We start from the raw sequence: 20,528 nt of genomic DNA, 5'->3' as shown, positions 1-20,528 counted from the left end.
TCCAGCTGTAACACCATTTCTTATGAAAAAATGGGATATACGAAGGAAGATTGCGTAAAAGTGAAATTGGAATATTTCCAGTTATAGTAAGACAAGGAATTACAGTGGATATTGCTATTATTATCTTCCCTCTTACTAGCTAGAAGTAGTCCAAGAAGTGATTTTGATATAGCATCATTGGAAAGATGCATTGGGGAATAACGAATTGTCCAGGTTAAAGTTTCAGACCACAGCATATTCGAAATTCCCCGCCATTACATCGTTATAACACCAATCAAAGGACTAATAGTTCATTTTGTTTTAAATCTTGCTCGAAACGGAACGGATTCTGGTTCCGTAAATGGTTACTGAACATATGATTAACTGTTACTTAAAGCCTTCACCTCTTGTTCCTGATGACCTTCTTCATACTCTATCGTAAAACCTGTGAATCCATAAATAATAGCGAAGATTGGACTTAAAAGGCATAAAAAAGCGAACGGTGCATAGCTAAGGGCACTGACTCCCAGCGTTGCAAACATAAAGGCACCACAGGTATTCCAAGGGACAAGTGGAGATGTCATGGTTCCAGCGTCTTCCACCGTTCGTGATAGGTTTTTTAACTTGAGCCCTCTTCTTTTATATTCTGCTGCATACATTCTTGCAGGAATAATGATGGATAGGTATTGATCACAGCCAACTATATTGGAGGCGATTGATGTTCCGACAGTTGTTGTAATAAGGCTTCCAGTAGATTTTACTAAGTTCATTAGGCTTTCTACAATAACGGCGAAAAATCCCGCTATTTCCAATATTCCTCCGAAGCTCATGGCGATTAGAATTAATGACACCGTCCATAGCATGGCTTCTACACCACCATTGTTCAGTAGATTGTTTAAAACCTCCATATCTGTTTCGATAGAGTACCCATAATACATGGTTGTAAGGGTCTCTTTAATGGATACCCCTTGTACGAGAATTGCGCAAACAGCTCCCATTAGTGAACCGATGGCTAGTGCTGGCATGGCTGGCATTTTACGAATCATCATCATGATAACGATTGCTGGTACAACGAGAAGCCATGGAGATAGATTATAGATTTGTGATAGATTTTCTTGAAGAAGTGCAACTTGTTCGATATCTGATCCATCTCCAGATGAAAAGAACCCTAAAATGAAGTATATGATTAATGAGATAATTAATGATGGAATGGTGGTGTATAACATATGTTTAATGTGCTCGAAAAGTTCTGAACCAGCAACTCCTGGCGTAAGATTTGTTGTTTCAGATAGCGGAGATATTTTGTCCCCAAAATAGACACCAGAAATGACGGCACCAGCTGCCATAGCAGGGTTAACCCCTAGTCCTTCTGAAACCCCCATAAGTGCAATTCCTATAGTACCCGCGGCAGTCCAAGCATTTCCAGATGCAAGTGCAACAATACAAGAAATTAGGCAGGCTGCAAATAGAAAATAGGTTGGTGACAGAATTTCCATCCCGTAGTAAATCATTGTCGGAACAATACCGCCTGCAATCCATGTTCCGATTATGATACCGATTACAAGTAAAATTAAAATGGCTTGTAATGATAAACTAACTCCTTTAATTATTCCTTTTTCTAACGTGTTCCAAGAATATCCTAACGAAAGTGCAGTAATGGATGCAACAATGGCACTTAAGAATAAAGGAATATGTGGATCAGTTTCATAGATTCCAATCCCGATTATTAGAGCAATAACCATAAAGATAATCGGAATCAATGCTACATAAAGCGTAGGCTTTTTTTGTGTTTCTGGATTCATCTTCGTTCCTCCTCGTAAAATTCCCTTTACCATTTTCTTGCAAAAAGTATGCCAAATTTAAATTTATTAGTGTTATTTGTAAGCGGTTTCCAATGGTTGTGATAAAATACTAAATATAACAAATAATAAATTTGTAAACATAACTTTAAAGAGTATGATTTTTCTGTTAATATTTATGCAAGAAAGCATAGCTATTCATTTTTGAATAAATTAAGATACTTTTCATTTTATGTGCAAGAAATGGGGGACTGTACAAAATGTTCGAAGCCATTCAAAGTAAATTAAAGCCGATAATTGTCATATCGGAAAATCAGAGAATAAAAGAAAAACTCATCGATGATCAAAGCGATTATATCTTCTTGGAAAGGAATCATGAGCTTTATGCTTATGTTTATACCAAAGAGGTGCAATATGACGCGAATTGGGAAGAAATCCAATCCTATGCCAATCCGATAGAAGAACTAGTTATCTTTAATGAAGGGAAAGATCTCTCTTTTCCCTTTATTTTCCAAGTGTTAGGGCAACCTATTATTTTGGTTAAAGATAGAAATAGTAAGTTGATTGGCTATATTCATCGAGAAGATATACTTATTGAATTGTTGAAAAGAGAGAACCAGAATGGAGATTTTATAAAGCTTTTATTAACTTCGATACCACTAGGAATGTTCATTGTTGATCGGGATAAGAAAATTGTAAATTATAATGATTCTGGGTTGAAAATGATTCGCAGTCAAAAAGAAGATGTTCTTGGTGCCGATGCTAGGTCCATATTTTCGGAGGAGCATTTAAATAGTGTTTTTTTAACAGGGAAAACCATGCTAAACCAAATTCATATTACAGATGAAATGGGAGTGCTAGTCGACTACAGCCCTGTTATGGTCCGAGATGGTGAAAAGGAAAAAGTGGACGGGGCGGTCATTATTGTCCAGGATTTACCGATGGTCGAAGAAATGGCTGTGGAAATGGATTTTGTCAAAAACCTAAATCACGATCTAAATGCTATTCTGGCTACGATTTATGATGAGATTCTCATTGTGAATGGTGAAGGAGAGCTTATTCGTCATAGTGAAAATTATATTTCTGATTTTTGGAGAATCAACTTAAAGGAATTGATAGGAAAAAGTTTACTTGATTTAGAACAGGCAGGCTTGTTTACTCCGTCCGTTACAAGACTAGTAATGGAGAAAAGGGAAAAAGTTTCGGTAGTTCAAGAGACGGATTCTGGATTGAAAATCTTATCCATCGGGAATCCAATATTTAACGAAGATGGAGAACTTCTTCGGATTGTGATTGCTTCAAGGGATATTACAGAACATACGAAGCTAAAGTCGGAGCTTGAGAAGACAAAAGAAAAGTCAGATAAATATAAGGAAGAACTAAATCATTTGAAAAATAAAGAAAGTCCTTCCGATCGTATTATCTATAGCAGTCAAAAAATGGAAAAGATCATCATGCAAATTGAAAAGCTAGCCAAATTCTCCTCCACTGTACTTATTCAAGGAGAATCCGGCGTTGGTAAGGAATTGATTGCAAAGGAAGTCCATAAACGTGGAAGCCGGTCAAAGAATACTTTCCTTACGATAAATTGTGGGGCTATACCTGAAAATTTGTTGGAAAGTGAATTGTTTGGCTATACGAAAGGTGCTTTTACGGGTGCGGATAACAACGGGAAAATCGGTTATTTTCAAAGGGCGAATGGTGGGATTTTATTTCTTGATGAGATCGGAGAAATTTCGCAGCAGTTGCAAGTGAAATTATTGCGTGTCCTTCAAGAAAATGAGGTTGTTCCAATTGGTAGTACCGATCCGGTTCCAATTGATGTTCAAATTATTGCAGCAACGAATAAGAATTTAGAGAAAATGGTAGAGGATGGAACCTTTAGGGAGGATTTGTATTATAGGATTAATGTTATTCCACTAAACATTCCGCCGTTAAGGGAGCGTCCAGAAGATGTTCCTTTACTTGCTCATCATTTTATTCAAAAGCTAAATAAGAAGTATCAGAAGAAATATCATTTTTCACCAGATGCACTTAGTCTACTAGAGTTATATGCTTGGCCGGGGAATATCAGAGAGTTGCAGAATTTAATTGAGCGGTTATTTATTACAGCGGAGGATGATGTGATTACTTCTGATGTTGTGAGTCAGTTTTTACGGTTTGATGTTTCTGGTAAGTCTAAACCAATGATTACGGGAATAATGCCTCTCCAAAAAGCGCAAGAATATGTAGAGGAACAATTAATTACACTGGCAATCCAGCAGTATAAAACAACAACTAAAGCGGCAAAGGCACTAGGAATTAGTCAATCTGCAGTTAGTCGTAAATATAAGAAGATTCAGGAACGGAAGAATCAAACAAGACCTGTTTAATGAATGCATAATGTTATGCTACATTGCATATCGGTATGAGATTTTGCATAATAAAGAGTATTTTAAATAGTTAAAAAAGGGGGTGTTTAAAAGAAGAAATATTTTTTTATACCGATTAAATCGGCATTTGGAAAGGTTTTAAAGAAAAGTCATCTTCTGTTGGCATGAATTTTGCAAGTATAAATGTGAGATGAATATTATTAATCAATAATAATTGGAGGTTTTATATTATGACAACTGGAAATGTACAAACTACAACGGATAAAACGGCTAGATTAGTAGAATTGGATAAGAAACATTATATCCATCCAACTACATCGGCAAAAGCCCAAGCTACAGATGGATCGCCTCTTATTTTTTCGAGTGGTAATGGTGTTTATGCTACCAGTACGGATGGAGAGAGATATTTAGACGGTCTAGCAATGTTATGGAACGTGAATTTAGGACATGGAAATAAAGAACTTGCCCAAGCAGCTTATGATCAAATGATGAACATGGCTTATTCTTCCTCATTTAAAGGTTATTCCAATGAGCCGGCAATTGAACTTTCCAAGAAGTTGGCAGAAATTGCTCCAGGGGATTTAAATGCAGTCTTTTATACTTCAGGTGGATCGGAATCAAATGATACCGCATTCAAACTGTCCAGATTTTACTGGGAATTAAAAGGGAAGCCATCTAAGAGAAAGATTATCGCTCTTCATAATGCATATCACGGTGTAACGGTTGCAGCGCAAGCTGCTACGGGAATTCCTGCATTTCATAATTTTGCTGGATCTAATATTGGTGAGGTGTACCATGCGAAAGCCCATCTGACTAATTGTGAGTTAGGGGATAAGAGTGATCCGAATTATGAAGGTTCCATTCGAGGTATTATAGAAAAAGAAGGTGCGGATACAATTGCGGCCGTCATCTTGGAACCAGTACAAGGGTCTGGCGGGGTTCATATACCACCAGAAGGTTACATTCAAGCAGTTCGCAAGCTTTGTGACGAATTTGGTATTTTGATGATTGCAGATGAAGTGATTTGTGGCTTTGGCCGTACAGGAAAGATGTTTGCAGTAGATCATTGGGATGTAGTTCCAGACCTAATGAGTATGGCTAAAGGGATTTCAAGCGGCTATTCGCAATTAGGCGGCGTGATGTTACGTGATGAAATTCGCAATACGCTCGTACAGTATGATGGAGTATTAAGTCATGGATTCACGTATAGCGGGCATCCAACAGCATGTGCAGTTGCCTTGAAAAATATTGAAATACTTGAACGAGACCATATCATTGAGCATGTTCAGGCAATGGAAAAAGTGCTGAAAGATGGATTCCGCTATTTAGAAGATAAGCATAAGCATGTGACAAATACGAGATCACTCGGCCTATTAGCAGCTATTGAGCTATATGAGGATCCAGAAACTAATAAATTATTTGATGACGCTGTTCAACCAGCAACGGTAGTGGTGGATGAATGTTTCGACCGTAAATTGATTCTACGTACTTTGGGGTCGCACCGAGAAATCATTGCTATAGCACCACCACTCATTATTAATAAACAGGAAATAGAAGAGATGATTGGAATTATTGATGATTCGATTACAGCATTTGTGAAAAAATTAGGTTAAAGATTATAGATGGGAGGAATGAATCATTCTTCCCATTATGAAAGAAAGAGGAGTGAACCATGATTAAACGACTAGAACTTCGAGGGTCTTCAAAAGAAATAGGAAAAGCACATGGGAGCGAGGGGAAGGAACAAGTCTTTCAAAGTCTTGAAACCTATGAAAAATTGTTCCATGGTTATCAGGGAATTAGCTGGAAAGAAGCCAGAGAACGAGCACTACCGCATTTAAAGGCGATTGAAAGCTATGATGCAGAAATGATAGAAGAAATGGAAGGGATTGCAATTGGTGCGGGGGTAGACTTTGAGGATATTCTTGCTCTCAATGCGCGCAGTGAAATCGCTCTTGCTGGATATAAGGGAACCTCCTTTTCTGATGGTTGTACGGCAATTGGAGTTATGCCACCAGCAGCATCCGAGACCATCATTGGACAAAACTGGGATTGGAAAGGTCGTCAGAAGGAAAGCTTGCTGCTATTGGACATCCACAGTGAAAATAAACCTAGCATAAAAATGGTAACGGAAGGCGGCATTATTGGAAAAATTGGCTTTAACTCTGCAGGTGTTGGGGTTTGTTTTAATGCCTTGATAACCGATAAAAAATCTGACGCCATTCCAATTCATTTGGGTTTACGTGCGGTTCTGAATTCTCATTCGTTACCGGAGGCAATTTCAAAAATAAAAGGAGAACAAATGGCTTCTGCCGCTAGTTTTTTAATTGGAAGTGATGACGGTAATGGAAATGGAATGGCTGTAAATGGAGAAGTATCCCCATTTGGAATGGATTATGTGACAGATAATAATGGTACATTGGTACATACAAATCATATTTGTTCGAACGTTGTCAAAGAACACTTAAAAGATATGAATGAATTTCGGCAGGACGATTCCATGCTGCGTAAGTTTCGAGCGGAGCAGCTGATTCAAATAGCGAGAGCTTCAAATCAATCACTTGATGAGGAATTATTTAAAACTTGGCTAGCAGACACATACAATAAGCCAAATTCCATCAATCATTTTCCAAATCATATGGCGCCAGAACACCGACAAATGGAAACGGTCTTCTCGATTATTATGAATCTATCAAAACGAAAAATGTTCTTATGTGTTGGAAAACCATCAGAAAGTCAATTTGAAGAAATTTTGTGAGGTGAAGAGAAATGGTCTATATCAATGGAGCGTGGAGAGAGTCCAATCAAACAATAGATGTAATCAACCCTGCAACAGGTGAAGTAATAGAAGCAGTTGCATCCGTAGGACAAAAGGAAACAAAGGAAGCCATTCAATCAGCAAAAGAGGCATTTAAATCATGGAAGAAAGAAACTGGTGAAAAACGAGGTGAATATCTCGCGAAGGTTGTAGAGCTGATGAAAGAACGTCAAGATGAATTAGCAGAAACCATTACGAAAGAAAATGGAAAACCATTAGTAGATGCTACAGGGGAAGTAATTAGTGGGATCAAGTACTTAGAATGGTATGCCGAAGAGGCAAAAAGAGTTTATGGAGACACAGTTCCTGCTTCCCATCCTGACAAGCGTATTTTAGTACTTCGCCAGCCAGTCGGGGTTGCAGCAGCAATCACACCTTGGAATTTTCCGTTTTCGATGATTACGCGTAAGCTTGCACCAGCTCTTGCAGCAGGATGTACTGTCGTTTTAAAACCAGCACCAGCTACGCCACTATCAGCAATTAAGGTTTTTGAATGCTTTCATGAGGCCGGTATACCAAAAGGTGTAGTGAATCTTGTGATCGGGCCAGCAGAAGAGATTGGTGCAGAAATGACCAGTAATCCGGATGTTCGAAAAATTACATTTACAGGCTCAACAGCTGTTGGAAAAAAACTACTTCGTGACAGTGCTGGCACAGTCAAGAAAGTATCCATGGAATTGGGAGGTCATGCCCCTTTAATCGTATTTGAAGATGCGGACATTGAAATGGCGGTAGATGGTGTATTGGCATCAAAATTCAGAAATGCTGGTCAAACATGTATCAGTACGAATCGGGTTTATGTTGCAGAAAATATTGCAGAGGAATTCGGCAAAAGACTTGCTGAAAAAGTAGCACATCTACAGGTTGGTAACGGAATGGAAGAAGGTACAGATGTTGGTCCACTCATTAATAAGCACGCTTTGGAGAAAGTAGAAACCCATGTCCAAGATGCTGTTAACCAAGGCGGGAAGGTGTTAAGTGGCGGAAAAGTTTATTCGACTCATGAGGGTCAAGGATATTTTTATGAACCAACGGTAATTCAAGGTGCCACTGAATCGATGAAGATAGCAGAGGAGGAAACATTTGGTCCTGTAGCGCCTATCTTTACATTTAAAACCGAAGAAGAAGTGATTGAAAAGGCGAATCATGTTACCTATGGTTTGGCAGGTTATTGCTTTACGAAAGATTTAAGTCGTGGATTCCGTATGATGGAGGAACTTGAATACGGGATTGTAGGAATTAATGATGCTGCACCTATTACTGTCCAAGCGCCATTTGGCGGAGTGAAGGAAAGTGGTATGGGGAGAGAAGGCGGAAAGTATGGCCTTGATGATTATTTGGAAGAGAAACTTGTTTCAGTAAATACAAAATAAGACAGAGGAAGAGGAATGCATTTCTAAAGGAGTGAAGAGGACACATGGCAAATGAAGACACTGCAGAATTTGAGAAAAAATTGATTGTACGAAACACAAGATATGAAGATATAGAAGGTATTATAAAAATGAATCAGCTTGGCTTTGGAAATCCTGAAATAGCATTTAAACGGGAACATTTTGAAAGTCAACTGTCGATTTTTCCAGAAGGTCAAGTGTGTATTGAATATGAAGGCGAGATCATTGGCTCTTGTTCCAGTATTATTGTAAATTTTGATGATTATGGGGTGAATCATACGTTTAGTCAGATTGCGGATGATGGTTTTATCCGCAATCATAATCTAAATGGGGAAAATTTATACGGAATTGAAGTCGTTGTTCATCCTGATTACCGACATATGAAAATCGGCCGCCGTTTGTATGAGGCGCGCCGGGAAATTTGCCGTAAGTTTAATTTGAAGAGTATTTTGTTTGGAGGACGTATACCGAATTATCATAACTATGCGAATCGCCTCACCGCAGAACAATATGTGGAACAGGTGATCAAACGGAATTTATATGATCCTGTACTAACCTTTCAGTTAATGAATGATTTTGAACTAATAAAAGTAATGCCAAACTATTTAGCTAAAGATGAGGCATCATTGGAATATGCCACATTGATGGAATGGAAAAATCCGGAATATATAGCGGATACGAATCAAAGGTATCAAAAATCTTTACCAGTACGAATTACGGCGGTTCAATACAATATGAATCCAATTTCATCCTTTGAGGAATTTGCGGCACAGTGTGAGTACTATGTGAATGCTAGTTCGAAAATACGTTCCGACATCATTGTTTTTCCTGAGGCATTTACCATGCAGCTTCAATCTTACCTTAATGAAAAGGTCCCAAGTAAACAGGTACGTCAATTAACATCGTACCTCGATGAATATAAAGAGCTCTTTTCTGATTTGGCTATTCGTTACAGTATTAACATTGTTGCGGGTTCTAATTTTGTTCAAAAAGATGATTCCCTCTACCATGCAGCTTTTTTATTTCATCGAAACGGGAAGGTAGATAAACAGTACAAACTGCATATTTCTCCTTATGAGAAAAAGTGGTGGGGCATCCATCCTGGGAATGAATTAAACGTATTTGATACGGATTGTGGGAAAATTAGCATACTCTTAGGATACGATGTACTGTTTCCTGAAGCAGCTCGAATGGCGGTAGACCGTGGAGCAGATATCTTGGTTACACCATTCACGGCTTCTGATAAACAAGAATCATTAAGAATAAAACTCTGTGCACAAGCAAGAGCTGTAGAAAATCAGGTTTTTGTCGTTACGGCTGGTGCTACAGGAAATCTAACGCAAGTGCATCATATGAATAGTCAAAATGCACAATCGGGAATCTATTCGCCAATTGATTATGATTTATCGGAGAATGGTGTGGTTAGCGAGTGTGATCCTAACGTGGAAACAATGGTGGTTGGAAAAGTGGATCTGGAGTTATTGCGACGAAATCGTTTAAATGGTACGGTCACTCCTTTACATGACAGGAGAAGTGATCTTTATCAAATTAAAACGGAAGAAGCGGTAGAAAAGGAAATAACAGTAAAATCATGATTTATTTTAGAAGGGCTGAATGATATATGGATGTGAAACTTAAACGTACATTAACTGTCTTCCCGTTGATTGTATTCGGTTTAGCGTATATGGCACCAACCACTGTATTTTCCACATATGGTGTTGTTGCTGAAATAACAAGAGGAATGGTGCCTGCAGCATATATTGTTGCGCTAATTGGGATGTTGTTTACCGCTTATAGTTATGGTCAGATGGTAAAGGCTTTTCCAATCTCTGGTTCCGCCTATACTTATTCACAAAAGGCATTTAATTCGCATGTTGGCTTCATAGTGGGATGGGTTATTCTTTTAGATTACCTATTCCTTCCTATGATTAATGGGTTATTAATAGGTATTTATTTAAGCGCCTATTTCCCACAAGTACCGTTTCCTGTCTGGTTAATTGCTTTTGTTTCGCTCATAACGGTAGTCAATATTGTTGGTGTCAAAATAGCAACAAAAGTGAATATCCTTCTCATCTCTTGTCAGTTTCTTATTATTGTCCTGTTTTCCATCTTATCCGTTAGAGGTGTTATGAATGGTCTGGGTTCAGGTACTTTATTTATGAGTTCCCCTTTTGTAAATGGAGAAGTTCCATTTGAATTGGTAATGGCAGGGGCTTCGATATTATGCTTGTCTTTTCTTGGCTTTGATGCCGTTACAACATTTGCAGAGGAGACTGTGGATCCTAAAAGGACGCTACCGAAAGCTATATTCTTAATCGCGATGATTGGTGGAGGATTTTTTATATTAGTTTCTTATGTCAGTCACATTGTATTTCCTAACTTTGGTTCTTTCCAAGATGCAGATTCTGCTGCATTAGAAATTGCGTTTTATATTGGCGGGAATCTATTTCAGTCTATCTTTTTAGCGGGTTATATTACAGGTGGTATAGCTTCTGGTTTATCTTCTCATGCGAGTGTGTCACGACTTCTATATGCGATGGGGCGGGATGGTGTATTACCGAGGAAAATATTTGGTTATATTCATCCAAAGTTTCGTACACCGGCTTTAAACTTACTAATTGTAAGCGTATTCACCTTATCTGCACTGTTTGTTGATTTAGTGCAAGCATCTTCTCTTATTAACTTTGGGGCATTAGTCGCCTTTACGTTTGTTAACTTATCTGTAGTTGTTCATTATTATATCAAAGGCAAACGGCGAACAGGAATGGACACAGTGAAATATTTAATATTACCACTTATTGGTGCGGCCTTTACAGCGTGGATTTGGACCAGTTTGGATCAACATGCATTTCTATTAGGGCTAGGTTGGTTTGCTATCGGCGTTGTGTTGCTATTGATTATTACGAAGATGTTTACCAAGAAGCCACCAGAGCTTTCGATTGATCAAATCGATGATGAGGTAGTTTAAAATTCAAGGAGGGATATTATGGTGAAAGCGGATTTAGTTCTTTCTAGTAATCATGTATTTACCGGATTGCAAGAGACAACTGAAAAGGCATCCATTGCCATTATTAATAATAAAATTGCTGCTGTAGGTACTTTAGAGGAAATACAGCCAATGATTGGAGAACAAACTATTGTCCATCAGTTCGGGGATGAGCTAATTGTTCCCGGATTTCAGGATTTCCATGTTCATTTTATGATGGGTAGTTTAGTACAAAATGATATGGTTCATTTACATGATTCAGAGTCGGCAGAAGAAGCTGTTAAAATGACAGCAGCATATGCGGAATCGAGACCGAATGAGGAGTGGATTATCGGCCTTGGCTGGGATCATACCAGTTGGCAACATAAAGAATTACCACATAAGGAGGTATTGGATAGATATATTCCGGACCGCCCAGTTATCCTGTTTAATGCAGAAGTTCATTATGCTTGGATCAATAGCAAAGCAATTGAAGTTTGCGGAATAACGAAAGATACACCTGACCCGGATTACGGTAAAATAGGAAAAGATGAAAAAGGTGAGTTAACCGGACTTTTGTTTGAAGATGCGGTTGGTTATGTGACAGAATTTGCTTACCGGTTTTCAGAAGAAAAAAGAGTGTCATTGATTAAAGGCCTGCTCAAGGAGGCAGCAAAATACGGGGTTACATCCGTTAATGATTTGTTTGGTGGAAATATTGGGCCGAAACAGGAAGAGGATGTAAAAGTGTACTCCCAACTTGAAGAACAGGGAATTCTAACGACTCGCATTCATTTTTATCCAGAATTACAAAAGGATATGGAAGAGGCAAATAGATTAAAAGAAAAATATCAGTCAGATAAATTAACTTTTTCCGGACTTAAGCAATTTATTGATGGCGTCGTTACTAGTCACACGGCTTATTTACTTGATAGTTATAAAGATCGTCCAGAGACGGCGGGGGATCTTACGAAGGAGCCTGAGGAAATCAAACAATTGGTTAAACAGGCAGATAAGCATGGATTTCAAATTAGATTTCATGCGATTGGAAATGGAGCTGTCCGCTTAGCATTGGACGCCTTTGAGGAAGCTAAAAGAGAAAACGGTCAAAGAGATGCTAGACACGTCATAGAACATGTAGAGGTACTCCATCGAGATGATGTTCAACGTTTCCGAGAACTAGGGGTAATTGCATCATTTCAGCCATCCCATGTTGCCTTAATGCCTAAGGAAGCATATACAAGCAGAATAAGTGAACAACAACAGCCTTTATATTTTCCTGTAAAGACGATTATGGATACAGAAGCTACTATCACTTTTGGAACGGATTTCCCAGTAGCACCTTTAAATCCTTTATTAGGAATTTATCATGCAATGAAAAGAATAGATTTAAATGGTCAGTCATGGGAGGAATCTGAAAAGATAAGTCTTGCGCAGGCTATCAAGGCATATACCACAACTCCCGCATATGGCTCATTTAGGGAAAACGAGCTGGGCACCATTGAGGAAGGGAAATTAGCAGATATGGTTGTCTTAAATAAAAATTTATTTGAAAATTCAATCGAAACGATACCAGAAACAGAAGTGACTATGACAATAATGGATGGAAGAGTTGTTTACGCAAGTGAAAAGGAGCTTGCTAATTAATAGAAAAGTGGAAAAGGGGGGAGTTTTTCCAAAAGCGTTTTGAGGTGAAGTGATCGGATAATGTAAGAAAGATAAAAGAACATGTAAATGGTGAAATGTAGGTGAGATGGAGATAGTGCATAGGTTGCCTATCCCCATTTTTCCTTACAGAACGTTTTACATAAGGCTGCATCATCTTTATTAATGTCTTTTGCAATTGCACCTAGTGATATCGAGGCAACAAAATCGAAAGTGGTCATTTTTGAAATGGTTTGTTTTCCTAAAATTTTAGCCCTTATCAATAATAAGCAGAAGGCGCCGATACTTCTAAGGATTACTTCCAAAACATCATGCATGTGAAATCCTCCGTTTCTAAATAATGTATTTAATAAGTGCCTAAATATATTGTGAACAAGATTAAAAAAACCATTCCATAAGAATTAATCATATATGAATAAACTCGGAGCATTATCGTCTAAGGTGGAATAAAATGGGGAAGTCATTTATTTCTTAGCAGGTTGAAGTAATAGTCTGAAAATTCCTATTCCAATGTGTTATAATATAATAGAATCAAAATGAAAGGGAGAGGGGCAGATGTCTTGCTAAAAACTATCATCACCCCACGCGTCAGTGAAACAGATGGTGTAGGTCATATCAATAATACAACCATCCCCATATGGTTCGAAGCCGGCAGAAATGAAATTTTCAAAATGTTTACTAGTGATTTAAGTTTTGAAGATTGGCGTTGTATTATTTTAAACATGAACGTGGACTATTTGAAACAAATTTATTACGGAAGAGATGTAATTATAAAAACGCACGTCGAGAAAATTGGGAATTCTAGTTTTACTTTGTATGAAGAGATGTTTCAAAATGAAGAACTCTGTGTAAAAGGAAGAGCTGTATATGTCAATTTTAATCGTAAAAAGCAAGCCACAGAACCAATACCAGATGACATTAGACTGCAACTAGAAGAGCACTTAATACAAGAATAACGAAAACGTTTTATAAGGGGAGATTGCCAATATGAAAGTAAGAACAGCTGTATTACGTGAAATGGGGAAGGAATTACCATATGCAGAAAGTAAACCTATTCAAATAGAAACGCTTAATCTTGATCCACCCGGGCATGGGGAAGTGCTTATTAAAATAAAAGCTGCTAGTCTCTGTCATTCCGATTTATCTGTTGTGAATGGGAGTCGACCTAGACCACTGCCAATGGCTTTAGGACACGAGGCATCTGGAATTGTAGAGCAAGTAGGGGAAGGGGTTGATGATTTAGAGGTTGGCGATCACATAGTATGTGTATTTGTTCCTAGCTGTGGTCACTGTCTACCATGTCAAGAAGGGCGCCTAGCTTTATGTGAAGAAGGAGCAAAATCTAACATGGAAGGTACACTGTTAAACGGTGATATACGTTTACATAATGCGGAAGGAAAAATCAATCATCATTTAGGTGTTTCGGCATTTTCTGAATATGCGGTTGTATCTAGGAATTCCTTGATTAAGGTGGACAAGGATATTTCTTTTGAAAAAGTAGCCTTATTTGGATGCGCTGTCATTACGGGGGTAGGAGCGATAATTAATACTGCAAATATTAAACTAGGGAGTACAGTTGCGGTTGTCGGTTTAGGGGGAGTTGGTTTAAGTGCGCTTATCGGTGCTATTGCTGCAGGTGCGGAACGAATCATTGCCATTGATATTAATGACTCTAAATTGGAATTTGCTAAAGAATTGGGAGCGACGGATACATTTAATTCCACAGATATGGATGTAATTGAAAAAGTACGTGAAGCAACGGGTGGAGGAGTGGAATATAGCTTTGAAACTGCTGGAGCCGTTCCCGCAATGGAAGTAGCCTACGGAATTACGAAACGTGGCGGTACCACCGTAACAACAGGACTACCAGATCCAAAACACCATTTCTCGTTTCCATATGTGAGTTTAACTGCGGAAGAGAGAACTTTGAAAGGTTCCTATGTAGGTAGTTGTGTCCCGAAAAGGGATATTCCGAAATTCATTAACTTATTGAAACAAGGGCGTTTACCTGTAGATAAGCTAATGAGTGACATGATCGAGCTGGATCAAATAAATGAAGGATTTGATATGTTGGCAAAAGGAGAGTCTAGTAGGATAATAATTAAATTATAGATGTTAGAAAAAGAGTTTTTATTGATATGGTGAAGAATGAAACCCGAATAATGGACACCGATAAAAAGTGTCTGATATTCGGGTTTTTCTTATGTACATGAATGCTGATATTCTGAGTTTGAATGCTGAAATCTCTCGTATGAATCTTGATATCCCGAGTGCGAACGCCGAAATCTCTTGTATGAGCTGCTGATATCCCGATTGCGAACGCCGAAATCTCTTGTATGAGTGCTGATATCCCGGGTCCAAATCCCGATACCCATCACGTGAATCCCGATATTCAGTAAATGAAACCCGTTTTCTACCCAACGTCAATTCCTTCCTTGTGCTTTACATAATTATTCAACATTTTGGAAAGATAATATACAAATTATTATCTTGATTAGGAGCTTTTGGTATATGAGGAAATGGTTAAGTAAGAAGAAAGAACCAATGGAAGTAGAGAATATACCTTCAGATTTGGCTACTCCCTTACATAAAGACATTGATCAAACGATTGAAAATGTGAAGTCTATACTTGGGAATAGCTCGGATTTTGTAGTAAGGGAATTTAAAATCGGTTCGACTCAACTAGTAAAGGTTGCTTTACTTTATATGGATGGCATGGCTAGTAAAATGTTCATTTCAGATTATATTACGGAAACATTGATGATTGATTTACGTCTAACTGATTTACCAACTGGAAATAATGCAGATAGCTCCGGAAAGGGATCATCCCCAAATCAAGGAAATGTACGGAAAAAGGCAAAATGGATAAAGCCAAAAGTTAATCCTCAAGAGAGTGATCTTTTTAAAGTGATGAAAGATCAAACGTTAGCGAATAGTGAGGTGGAGGAGTGTAAGGATTATCAAGAGCTATTTAGTTTTATTCTTGCTGGGGATTCGATTATTTTAATGGATGGGTATGAAACAGCTTTTGCTATTGGTTCAAAAGACTATGAATCGAGATCAGTAGAAGAATCATCCTCTACAACGGTTATAAGAGGACCGAAAGAAGGTTTCACTGAAACGTTAAGAACGAATACCTCCCTTATTCGTAGGAGAATTAAAGATCCGAATCTCTGGATCGAAAGTAAAGTCATTGGGAAAAAAACACAAACAGACGTCGCTATCTGTTATATGAACGGCATTGTCAGTGACAAGATTGTTAAAGAAGTAAAAAAGCGGTTAGATGCAATTGATGCGGATGCTATTTTGGAAAGTGGTTATATCGAAGAATACATACAGGATTACCCCCATTCCCCGTTTCCAACGGTGTACAATACGGAAAGGCCGGATGCGATTTGTGGGGGGTTACTTGAAGGAAAAGTAGCAATCATTGTGGATGGTACTCCCTTTGTATTACTTGTTCCTACGTTCATAGTAGACTTTTTTCAATCTAGTGAAGATTATTATCAACGAGCGGATATTGGCTCGCTCTTACGACTATTACGTTATTTGGGATTTTTCTTAGCTCTGTTAACACCATCTATATATATTGCCTTAACAACATTTCACCAAGAAATGATTCCTAATCAACTGTTAATTAGTTTAGCGGCACAAAGGGAAGGGGTCCCATTTCCAGCATTCGTAGAGGCCTTAATCATGGAGATTACGTTCGATATTTTACGTGAGGCTGGTACACGAATGCCCAGAGCGGTAGGGTCTGCTATTTCAATTGTGGGGGCTTTGGTGTTAGGACAAGCTGCTGTAGAGGCAGGTATTGTTTCGTCAGCGATGGTTATTGTTGTATCATTAACCGCTATTAGTAGTTTTGTTTTTCCTAGTCCTGATTTATCAAGTTCTATTCGGTTATTGCGATTCCCTTTTATGACTTTAGCGGCAATGTTTGGATTACTTGGCATCATTATTGGAGTGATTATTATGGTTATGCATTTGGCGAGTTTGCGCTCCTTTGGAATCCCATACTTATCTCCAATGGGGCCATTGATTTTACAAGATCAAAAAGATGCTTTTATTCGTTTGCCGTTATATAGATTAAGTACGAGGCCTAGATTAATGAATCAAAAAAATATTGTTCGAGAAAACACGGATAAACCTTCGCCAAATAGAAAGTGATGGTGAGTGACATTGAAGCGAATGATTCCAATTAGCATCATCCTATTCATGATCATAATTTTATCCGGTTGTTGGGATTCCAAAGAATTAACCGATATATCGATTGTCACGATACTAGGTATTGATAAAGAAGATGATAAATATAAAGTAACCGTACAAATATTAAACCCAGGTGAAATTGCTGGGGATACGGGAACGACTCAACCTGCTGTTAATACGTACACAGAAACTGGAAATACATTAATAGAAGCAATCAGAAGATTAACTAGTATTGCCCCTAGAAAAATATATTTAAGTCATTTACGAATTGTTATTTTTGGAGAGGAATTTGCAAGAGAAGGGATTGGAGGAGTATTAGACTTTCTTTCGCGAGATCATGAGATGAGGACTGACTTCTTCTTCGCAGTAGCCAAGGATTACGCAGCGGAAGACGTGTTGAAAATTTTAACTCCTCTTGAACAAATTCCTGGAAATAATATATGGGGGATGATCAAAACCTCTGAAAAAATTTGGGCGGGGGTTACTTCCGTAAACATTGATGATTTAGTTTCTTCTATTACTTCCAAAGGGAAAGAGGCTAGCATTACAGGACTTAGTATTACTGACGACCCAGAGGTTGGTTCCAAACTAACTAACTTAGAGAAATCTTTACCATATACGAGGATTGAAACATATAACGAAGGTGCATTTCGAAATGATAAATTGGTGGATTGGTTAACTGAGGCCCAAACAAGAACGGTAAACAACATTAACGGTAAGGTTCAAAGTACGGTAACTACCATTCCTTGTGGAAAAAACGGGGACTTGAGTCTAGAAGTGTTTAAGACCAAAGTGGAGAAGAAAGCGAAAGTTAAAGGTGATACTCCGAAAATGGAAGTGAATATAAGAGTTGAATCTAATATAGCGGATGTATCTTGTACGGTAGACCTAACCGATCCAAATGAAATTACCAAGTTAGAGAAAAAGCATGAAAAAGATATAGAAAAAACTACGAGAGATAGTATTAAAGAAATACAGGAAATGGGTGTAGATCTATTTGGTTTTGGCGAAAAGTTTAAAATGAGTAATTTTAAATACTGGAAAACAGTTGAGGATGAATGGGATGAAGTCTTTTCAGATCAATTAGAAGTGGATATAAATGTGGATGTTCAAATCAGAAGAACTGGGACGACCAATCAATCCTTTTTTGAAGAAATAGAAGGTAATATGGATCAAGAGGAGGAGTAAAGTGGTTAAGGCAATATTCATTATCATTTTAGCTGGATTGATTTTTAAACTGGATAAATATTTAATAAAAAAAGATTCAAATTCCATGAAAGATAAAATATTTCATCTCGTTTTTTCTGTTATTGCCTTTAGTCTTACTCTTCTCTATATCCTTGATGTCCCTCTTCTAAATCCAACAGAGGGATGGAAATGGATTTATGAACCGCTAGCCACCCCTTTACGGAAATTACTGGAAAGTTATTTGTAAAAGGTCACATAATGAGCTAAGAATGGATGGTGTAATATTGCTAGAAAAAGGAAGAATTAGTGCCAGACAATTCATGTTATTAGTTTTTATGTATTCTTTAGGGACAAGTATTATTGTAAACCCATCCTTAACCGCGTATTATGCGAGTATGGATGCTTGGATTACATGCATTATCTCATCCATCATTGGGGTTGGCATTGTTTTTTTATTAATCCGAGTTTCATCAATGGATGAAAAGAAGAATTTATTTGAATTAATGGAATTCGCATTGGGAAAATTTATTGGTAAAGTCGTCATTTTACTGTTTTTATTCTTTATGTTATTTCTTACTGCAACCAATTTACGACAAATTGGTGACTTTATGACGACTCAAATTATGGTAGATACTCCGATTCAATTTATTATGTTACTTTTTGCCTTAACTAGTTTATATGGAATAAAATTAGGTCTAGAAGTGATTGGTAGAAGTTGTGAAATCTTTTTTCCTTATGCTATTGTTTCGTTAATTTTGTTAATAGTTTTAGTATCTCCTGAAGCAGATTTTACTAAGATTAAACCAATTCTGGAAGATAGAGCGAGTGCAGCATTTGCTACCGTCATTCCAACTTTAGGAATCCCGTATTTCGAACTCATTGTATTTCTCGCTATTATTCCATATGTTAATGCCTTTAAAAAAGCTAAAAAGGGATTTTATATTGGCACGATAGTTGCTTCTTTTATGATATTGCTAATTACTCTTATGTGTTTAGCTGTATTAGGAGCTGAATTTACCGGCAGACAAGTTTATCCGACATATATTTTAGGTAAAAAAATTAGTATTGCCAATTTCTTAGAACGAATCGAGATTTTGGTTGCAATTGCTTGGTTCTTCACAATCTTTTTTAAAATTACTGTAAACTTTTATGTTCTTTCCTTAGGCTTTAGCCACTTTTTTAAGTTGAAAAATGTCTCAACCCTTTCTACTCCATTAAGTTTTATACTGATTATTCTTGGGTTAATATCTTACCCGAATATTATTTATTATCAAGAAATGATTGCGTATTATTGGGTGTTTTTCGCAGCTACAATGGGACTATGTCTTCCGTTGGTTATTCTGATAGTAGGAAAGATAAGACAAAAAAAGAAAGAATAAAAAAATAGCATCTATTCTGTTTATATGTAAATGATAATATTATTATTGAGAGAAAATTCCGTTATTATTACGATATTGTTCAAAAATATTGCAACCTAATAAGTTGACTAAATGGCAAATATATACAATAATAAGTATTGAATTAAAATTATTATAAATAAATATTTAGGAGGATATAACTATGGCATTAATTGGAAAAGAAATTGAACCATTCAAAGCACAAGCTTATAAAAACGGAGATTTCATTGAAGTTTCTGAACAAGATTTTAAAGGACATTGGAGTGTTGTTTGTTTCTATCCAGCAGACTTTACTTTCGTTTGCCCAACAGAATTAGAAGACCTTCAAAACGAATATCCAAAATTACAAGAGCTAGGTGTAGAAGTATTCTCCGTATCAACTGATACTCACTTTACACATAAAGCTTGGCATGACCATTCAGAAGCAATTGGTAAAATCACTTACGCTATGATTGGTGACCCTTCTCATCAAATCTCTCGTATGTTTGAAGTATTAGTAGAAGAAGAAGGCCGTGCCGATCGTGGAACATTCATTATCGATCCAGATGGCGTTATTCAAGCAGTTGAAATCAATGCTGAAGGAATTGGTCGTGACGCATCTGTTCTTATTGATAAAATCAAAGCCGCTCAATATGTACGTAACAATCCTGGTGAAGTTTGCCCAGCTAAATGGAAAGAAGGAGAAGAAACTCTTAAGCCAAGTCTTGATTTAGTAGGTAAAATCTAAGGGGAGAGCGATTATAAT

General features: G+C 37.4%; 15 protein-coding genes and 1 pseudogene. 14 read left to right on the top strand and 2 right to left on the bottom strand.

Annotated features, from left to right (window positions below):
• Positions 1-359 precede the first annotated feature (359 nt).
• Positions 360-1,781, bottom strand: coding sequence for a Na+/H+ antiporter NhaC (gene nhaC, locus ACFQ18_RS14235; protein WP_204798594.1), 1,422 nt, complete (start codon positions 1,779-1,781; stop codon positions 360-362).
• Between the two features lie 257 nt (positions 1,782-2,038).
• Between nhaC and ACFQ18_RS14230 the strand changes: the two genes are divergently transcribed.
• The 7 genes from ACFQ18_RS14230 (at position 2,039) to ACFQ18_RS14200 (ending at position 12,971) form a co-directional block, all read left to right on the top strand.
• Entirely contained in the window at positions 2,039-4,150 is a 2,112-nt protein-coding gene (locus tag ACFQ18_RS14230) for a sigma 54-interacting transcriptional regulator (RefSeq protein WP_204798593.1), read from the top strand.
• A 230-nt stretch (positions 4,151-4,380) separates the two neighbouring features.
• A complete protein-coding gene (locus ACFQ18_RS14225; RefSeq protein WP_204798592.1) occupies positions 4,381-5,763 on the top strand; it encodes an aminotransferase family protein in 1,383 nt (460 codons plus the stop codon).
• A 59-nt stretch (positions 5,764-5,822) separates the two neighbouring features.
• A complete protein-coding gene (locus ACFQ18_RS14220) occupies positions 5,823-6,908 on the top strand; it encodes a C45 family autoproteolytic acyltransferase/hydolase (protein ID WP_204798591.1) in 1,086 nt (361 codons plus the stop codon).
• An 11-nt stretch (positions 6,909-6,919) separates the two neighbouring features.
• Positions 6,920-8,341 (top strand): NAD-dependent succinate-semialdehyde dehydrogenase, encoded by a 1,422-nt coding sequence (locus ACFQ18_RS14215; protein ID WP_204798590.1) that lies wholly within the window; start codon positions 6,920-6,922, stop codon positions 8,339-8,341.
• Between the two features lie 44 nt (positions 8,342-8,385).
• Entirely contained in the window at positions 8,386-9,954 is a 1,569-nt protein-coding gene (locus tag ACFQ18_RS14210; RefSeq protein ID WP_204798589.1) for a GNAT family N-acetyltransferase, read from the top strand.
• A gap of 26 nt (positions 9,955-9,980) precedes the next feature.
• The gene (locus ACFQ18_RS14205; protein ID WP_204798588.1) at positions 9,981-11,327 is read left to right on the top strand and encodes an APC family permease; all 1,347 of its coding nucleotides are present in this window, start codon (positions 9,981-9,983) and stop codon (positions 11,325-11,327) included.
• A gap of 18 nt (positions 11,328-11,345) precedes the next feature.
• Complete coding sequence (locus ACFQ18_RS14200) at positions 11,346-12,971, top strand: amidohydrolase (RefSeq protein WP_204798587.1); 1,626 nt, start codon at positions 11,346-11,348, stop codon at positions 12,969-12,971.
• A 191-nt stretch (positions 12,972-13,162) separates the two neighbouring features.
• Here the strand turns inward: ACFQ18_RS14200 and ACFQ18_RS14195 are convergent.
• Positions 13,163-13,306 (bottom strand): annotated as a pseudogene (locus ACFQ18_RS14195) (DUF421 domain-containing protein); the annotation flags it as partial.
• A 243-nt stretch (positions 13,307-13,549) separates the two neighbouring features.
• Here ACFQ18_RS14195 and ACFQ18_RS14190 point away from each other — a divergent pair.
• The 7 genes from ACFQ18_RS14190 (at position 13,550) to ahpC (ending at position 20,510) form a co-directional block, all read left to right on the top strand.
• Positions 13,550-13,945 (top strand): acyl-CoA thioesterase, encoded by a 396-nt coding sequence (locus tag ACFQ18_RS14190; RefSeq protein WP_204798586.1) that lies wholly within the window; start codon positions 13,550-13,552, stop codon positions 13,943-13,945.
• Positions 13,946-13,976: 31 nt separating this feature from the next.
• Positions 13,977-15,101 (top strand): zinc-dependent alcohol dehydrogenase family protein, encoded by a 1,125-nt coding sequence (locus ACFQ18_RS14185; RefSeq protein ID WP_204798585.1) that lies wholly within the window; start codon positions 13,977-13,979, stop codon positions 15,099-15,101.
• A gap of 399 nt (positions 15,102-15,500) precedes the next feature.
• Positions 15,501-17,159, top strand: a complete 1,659-nt coding sequence (locus ACFQ18_RS14180) for a spore germination protein (protein ID WP_204798584.1) — start codon at positions 15,501-15,503, stop codon at positions 17,157-17,159.
• A gap of 21 nt (positions 17,160-17,180) precedes the next feature.
• The gene (locus ACFQ18_RS14175; protein WP_244986957.1) at positions 17,181-18,386 is read left to right on the top strand and encodes a Ger(x)C family spore germination protein; all 1,206 of its coding nucleotides are present in this window, start codon (positions 17,181-17,183) and stop codon (positions 18,384-18,386) included.
• Position 18,387: 1 nt separating this feature from the next.
• A complete protein-coding gene (locus ACFQ18_RS14170; protein WP_204798582.1) occupies positions 18,388-18,633 on the top strand; it encodes a hypothetical protein in 246 nt (81 codons plus the stop codon).
• Positions 18,634-18,670: 37 nt separating this feature from the next.
• Complete coding sequence (locus ACFQ18_RS14165) at positions 18,671-19,765, top strand: GerAB/ArcD/ProY family transporter (protein ID WP_047186254.1); 1,095 nt, start codon at positions 18,671-18,673, stop codon at positions 19,763-19,765.
• A 181-nt stretch (positions 19,766-19,946) separates the two neighbouring features.
• Positions 19,947-20,510 (top strand): alkyl hydroperoxide reductase subunit C, encoded by a 564-nt coding sequence (ahpC, locus tag ACFQ18_RS14160; protein ID WP_047186232.1) that lies wholly within the window; start codon positions 19,947-19,949, stop codon positions 20,508-20,510.
• Positions 20,511-20,528: the final 18 nt, after the last annotated feature.

It is taken from the genome of Oceanobacillus caeni, assembly GCF_042678465.1.
GTDB classification, from domain to species: domain Bacteria; phylum Bacillota; class Bacilli; order Bacillales; family Amphibacillaceae; genus Oceanobacillus; species Oceanobacillus caeni.
The sequence above is the reverse complement of the archived record's forward strand: the minus strand, read 5'-3'. Positions and strand labels throughout refer to the sequence as shown.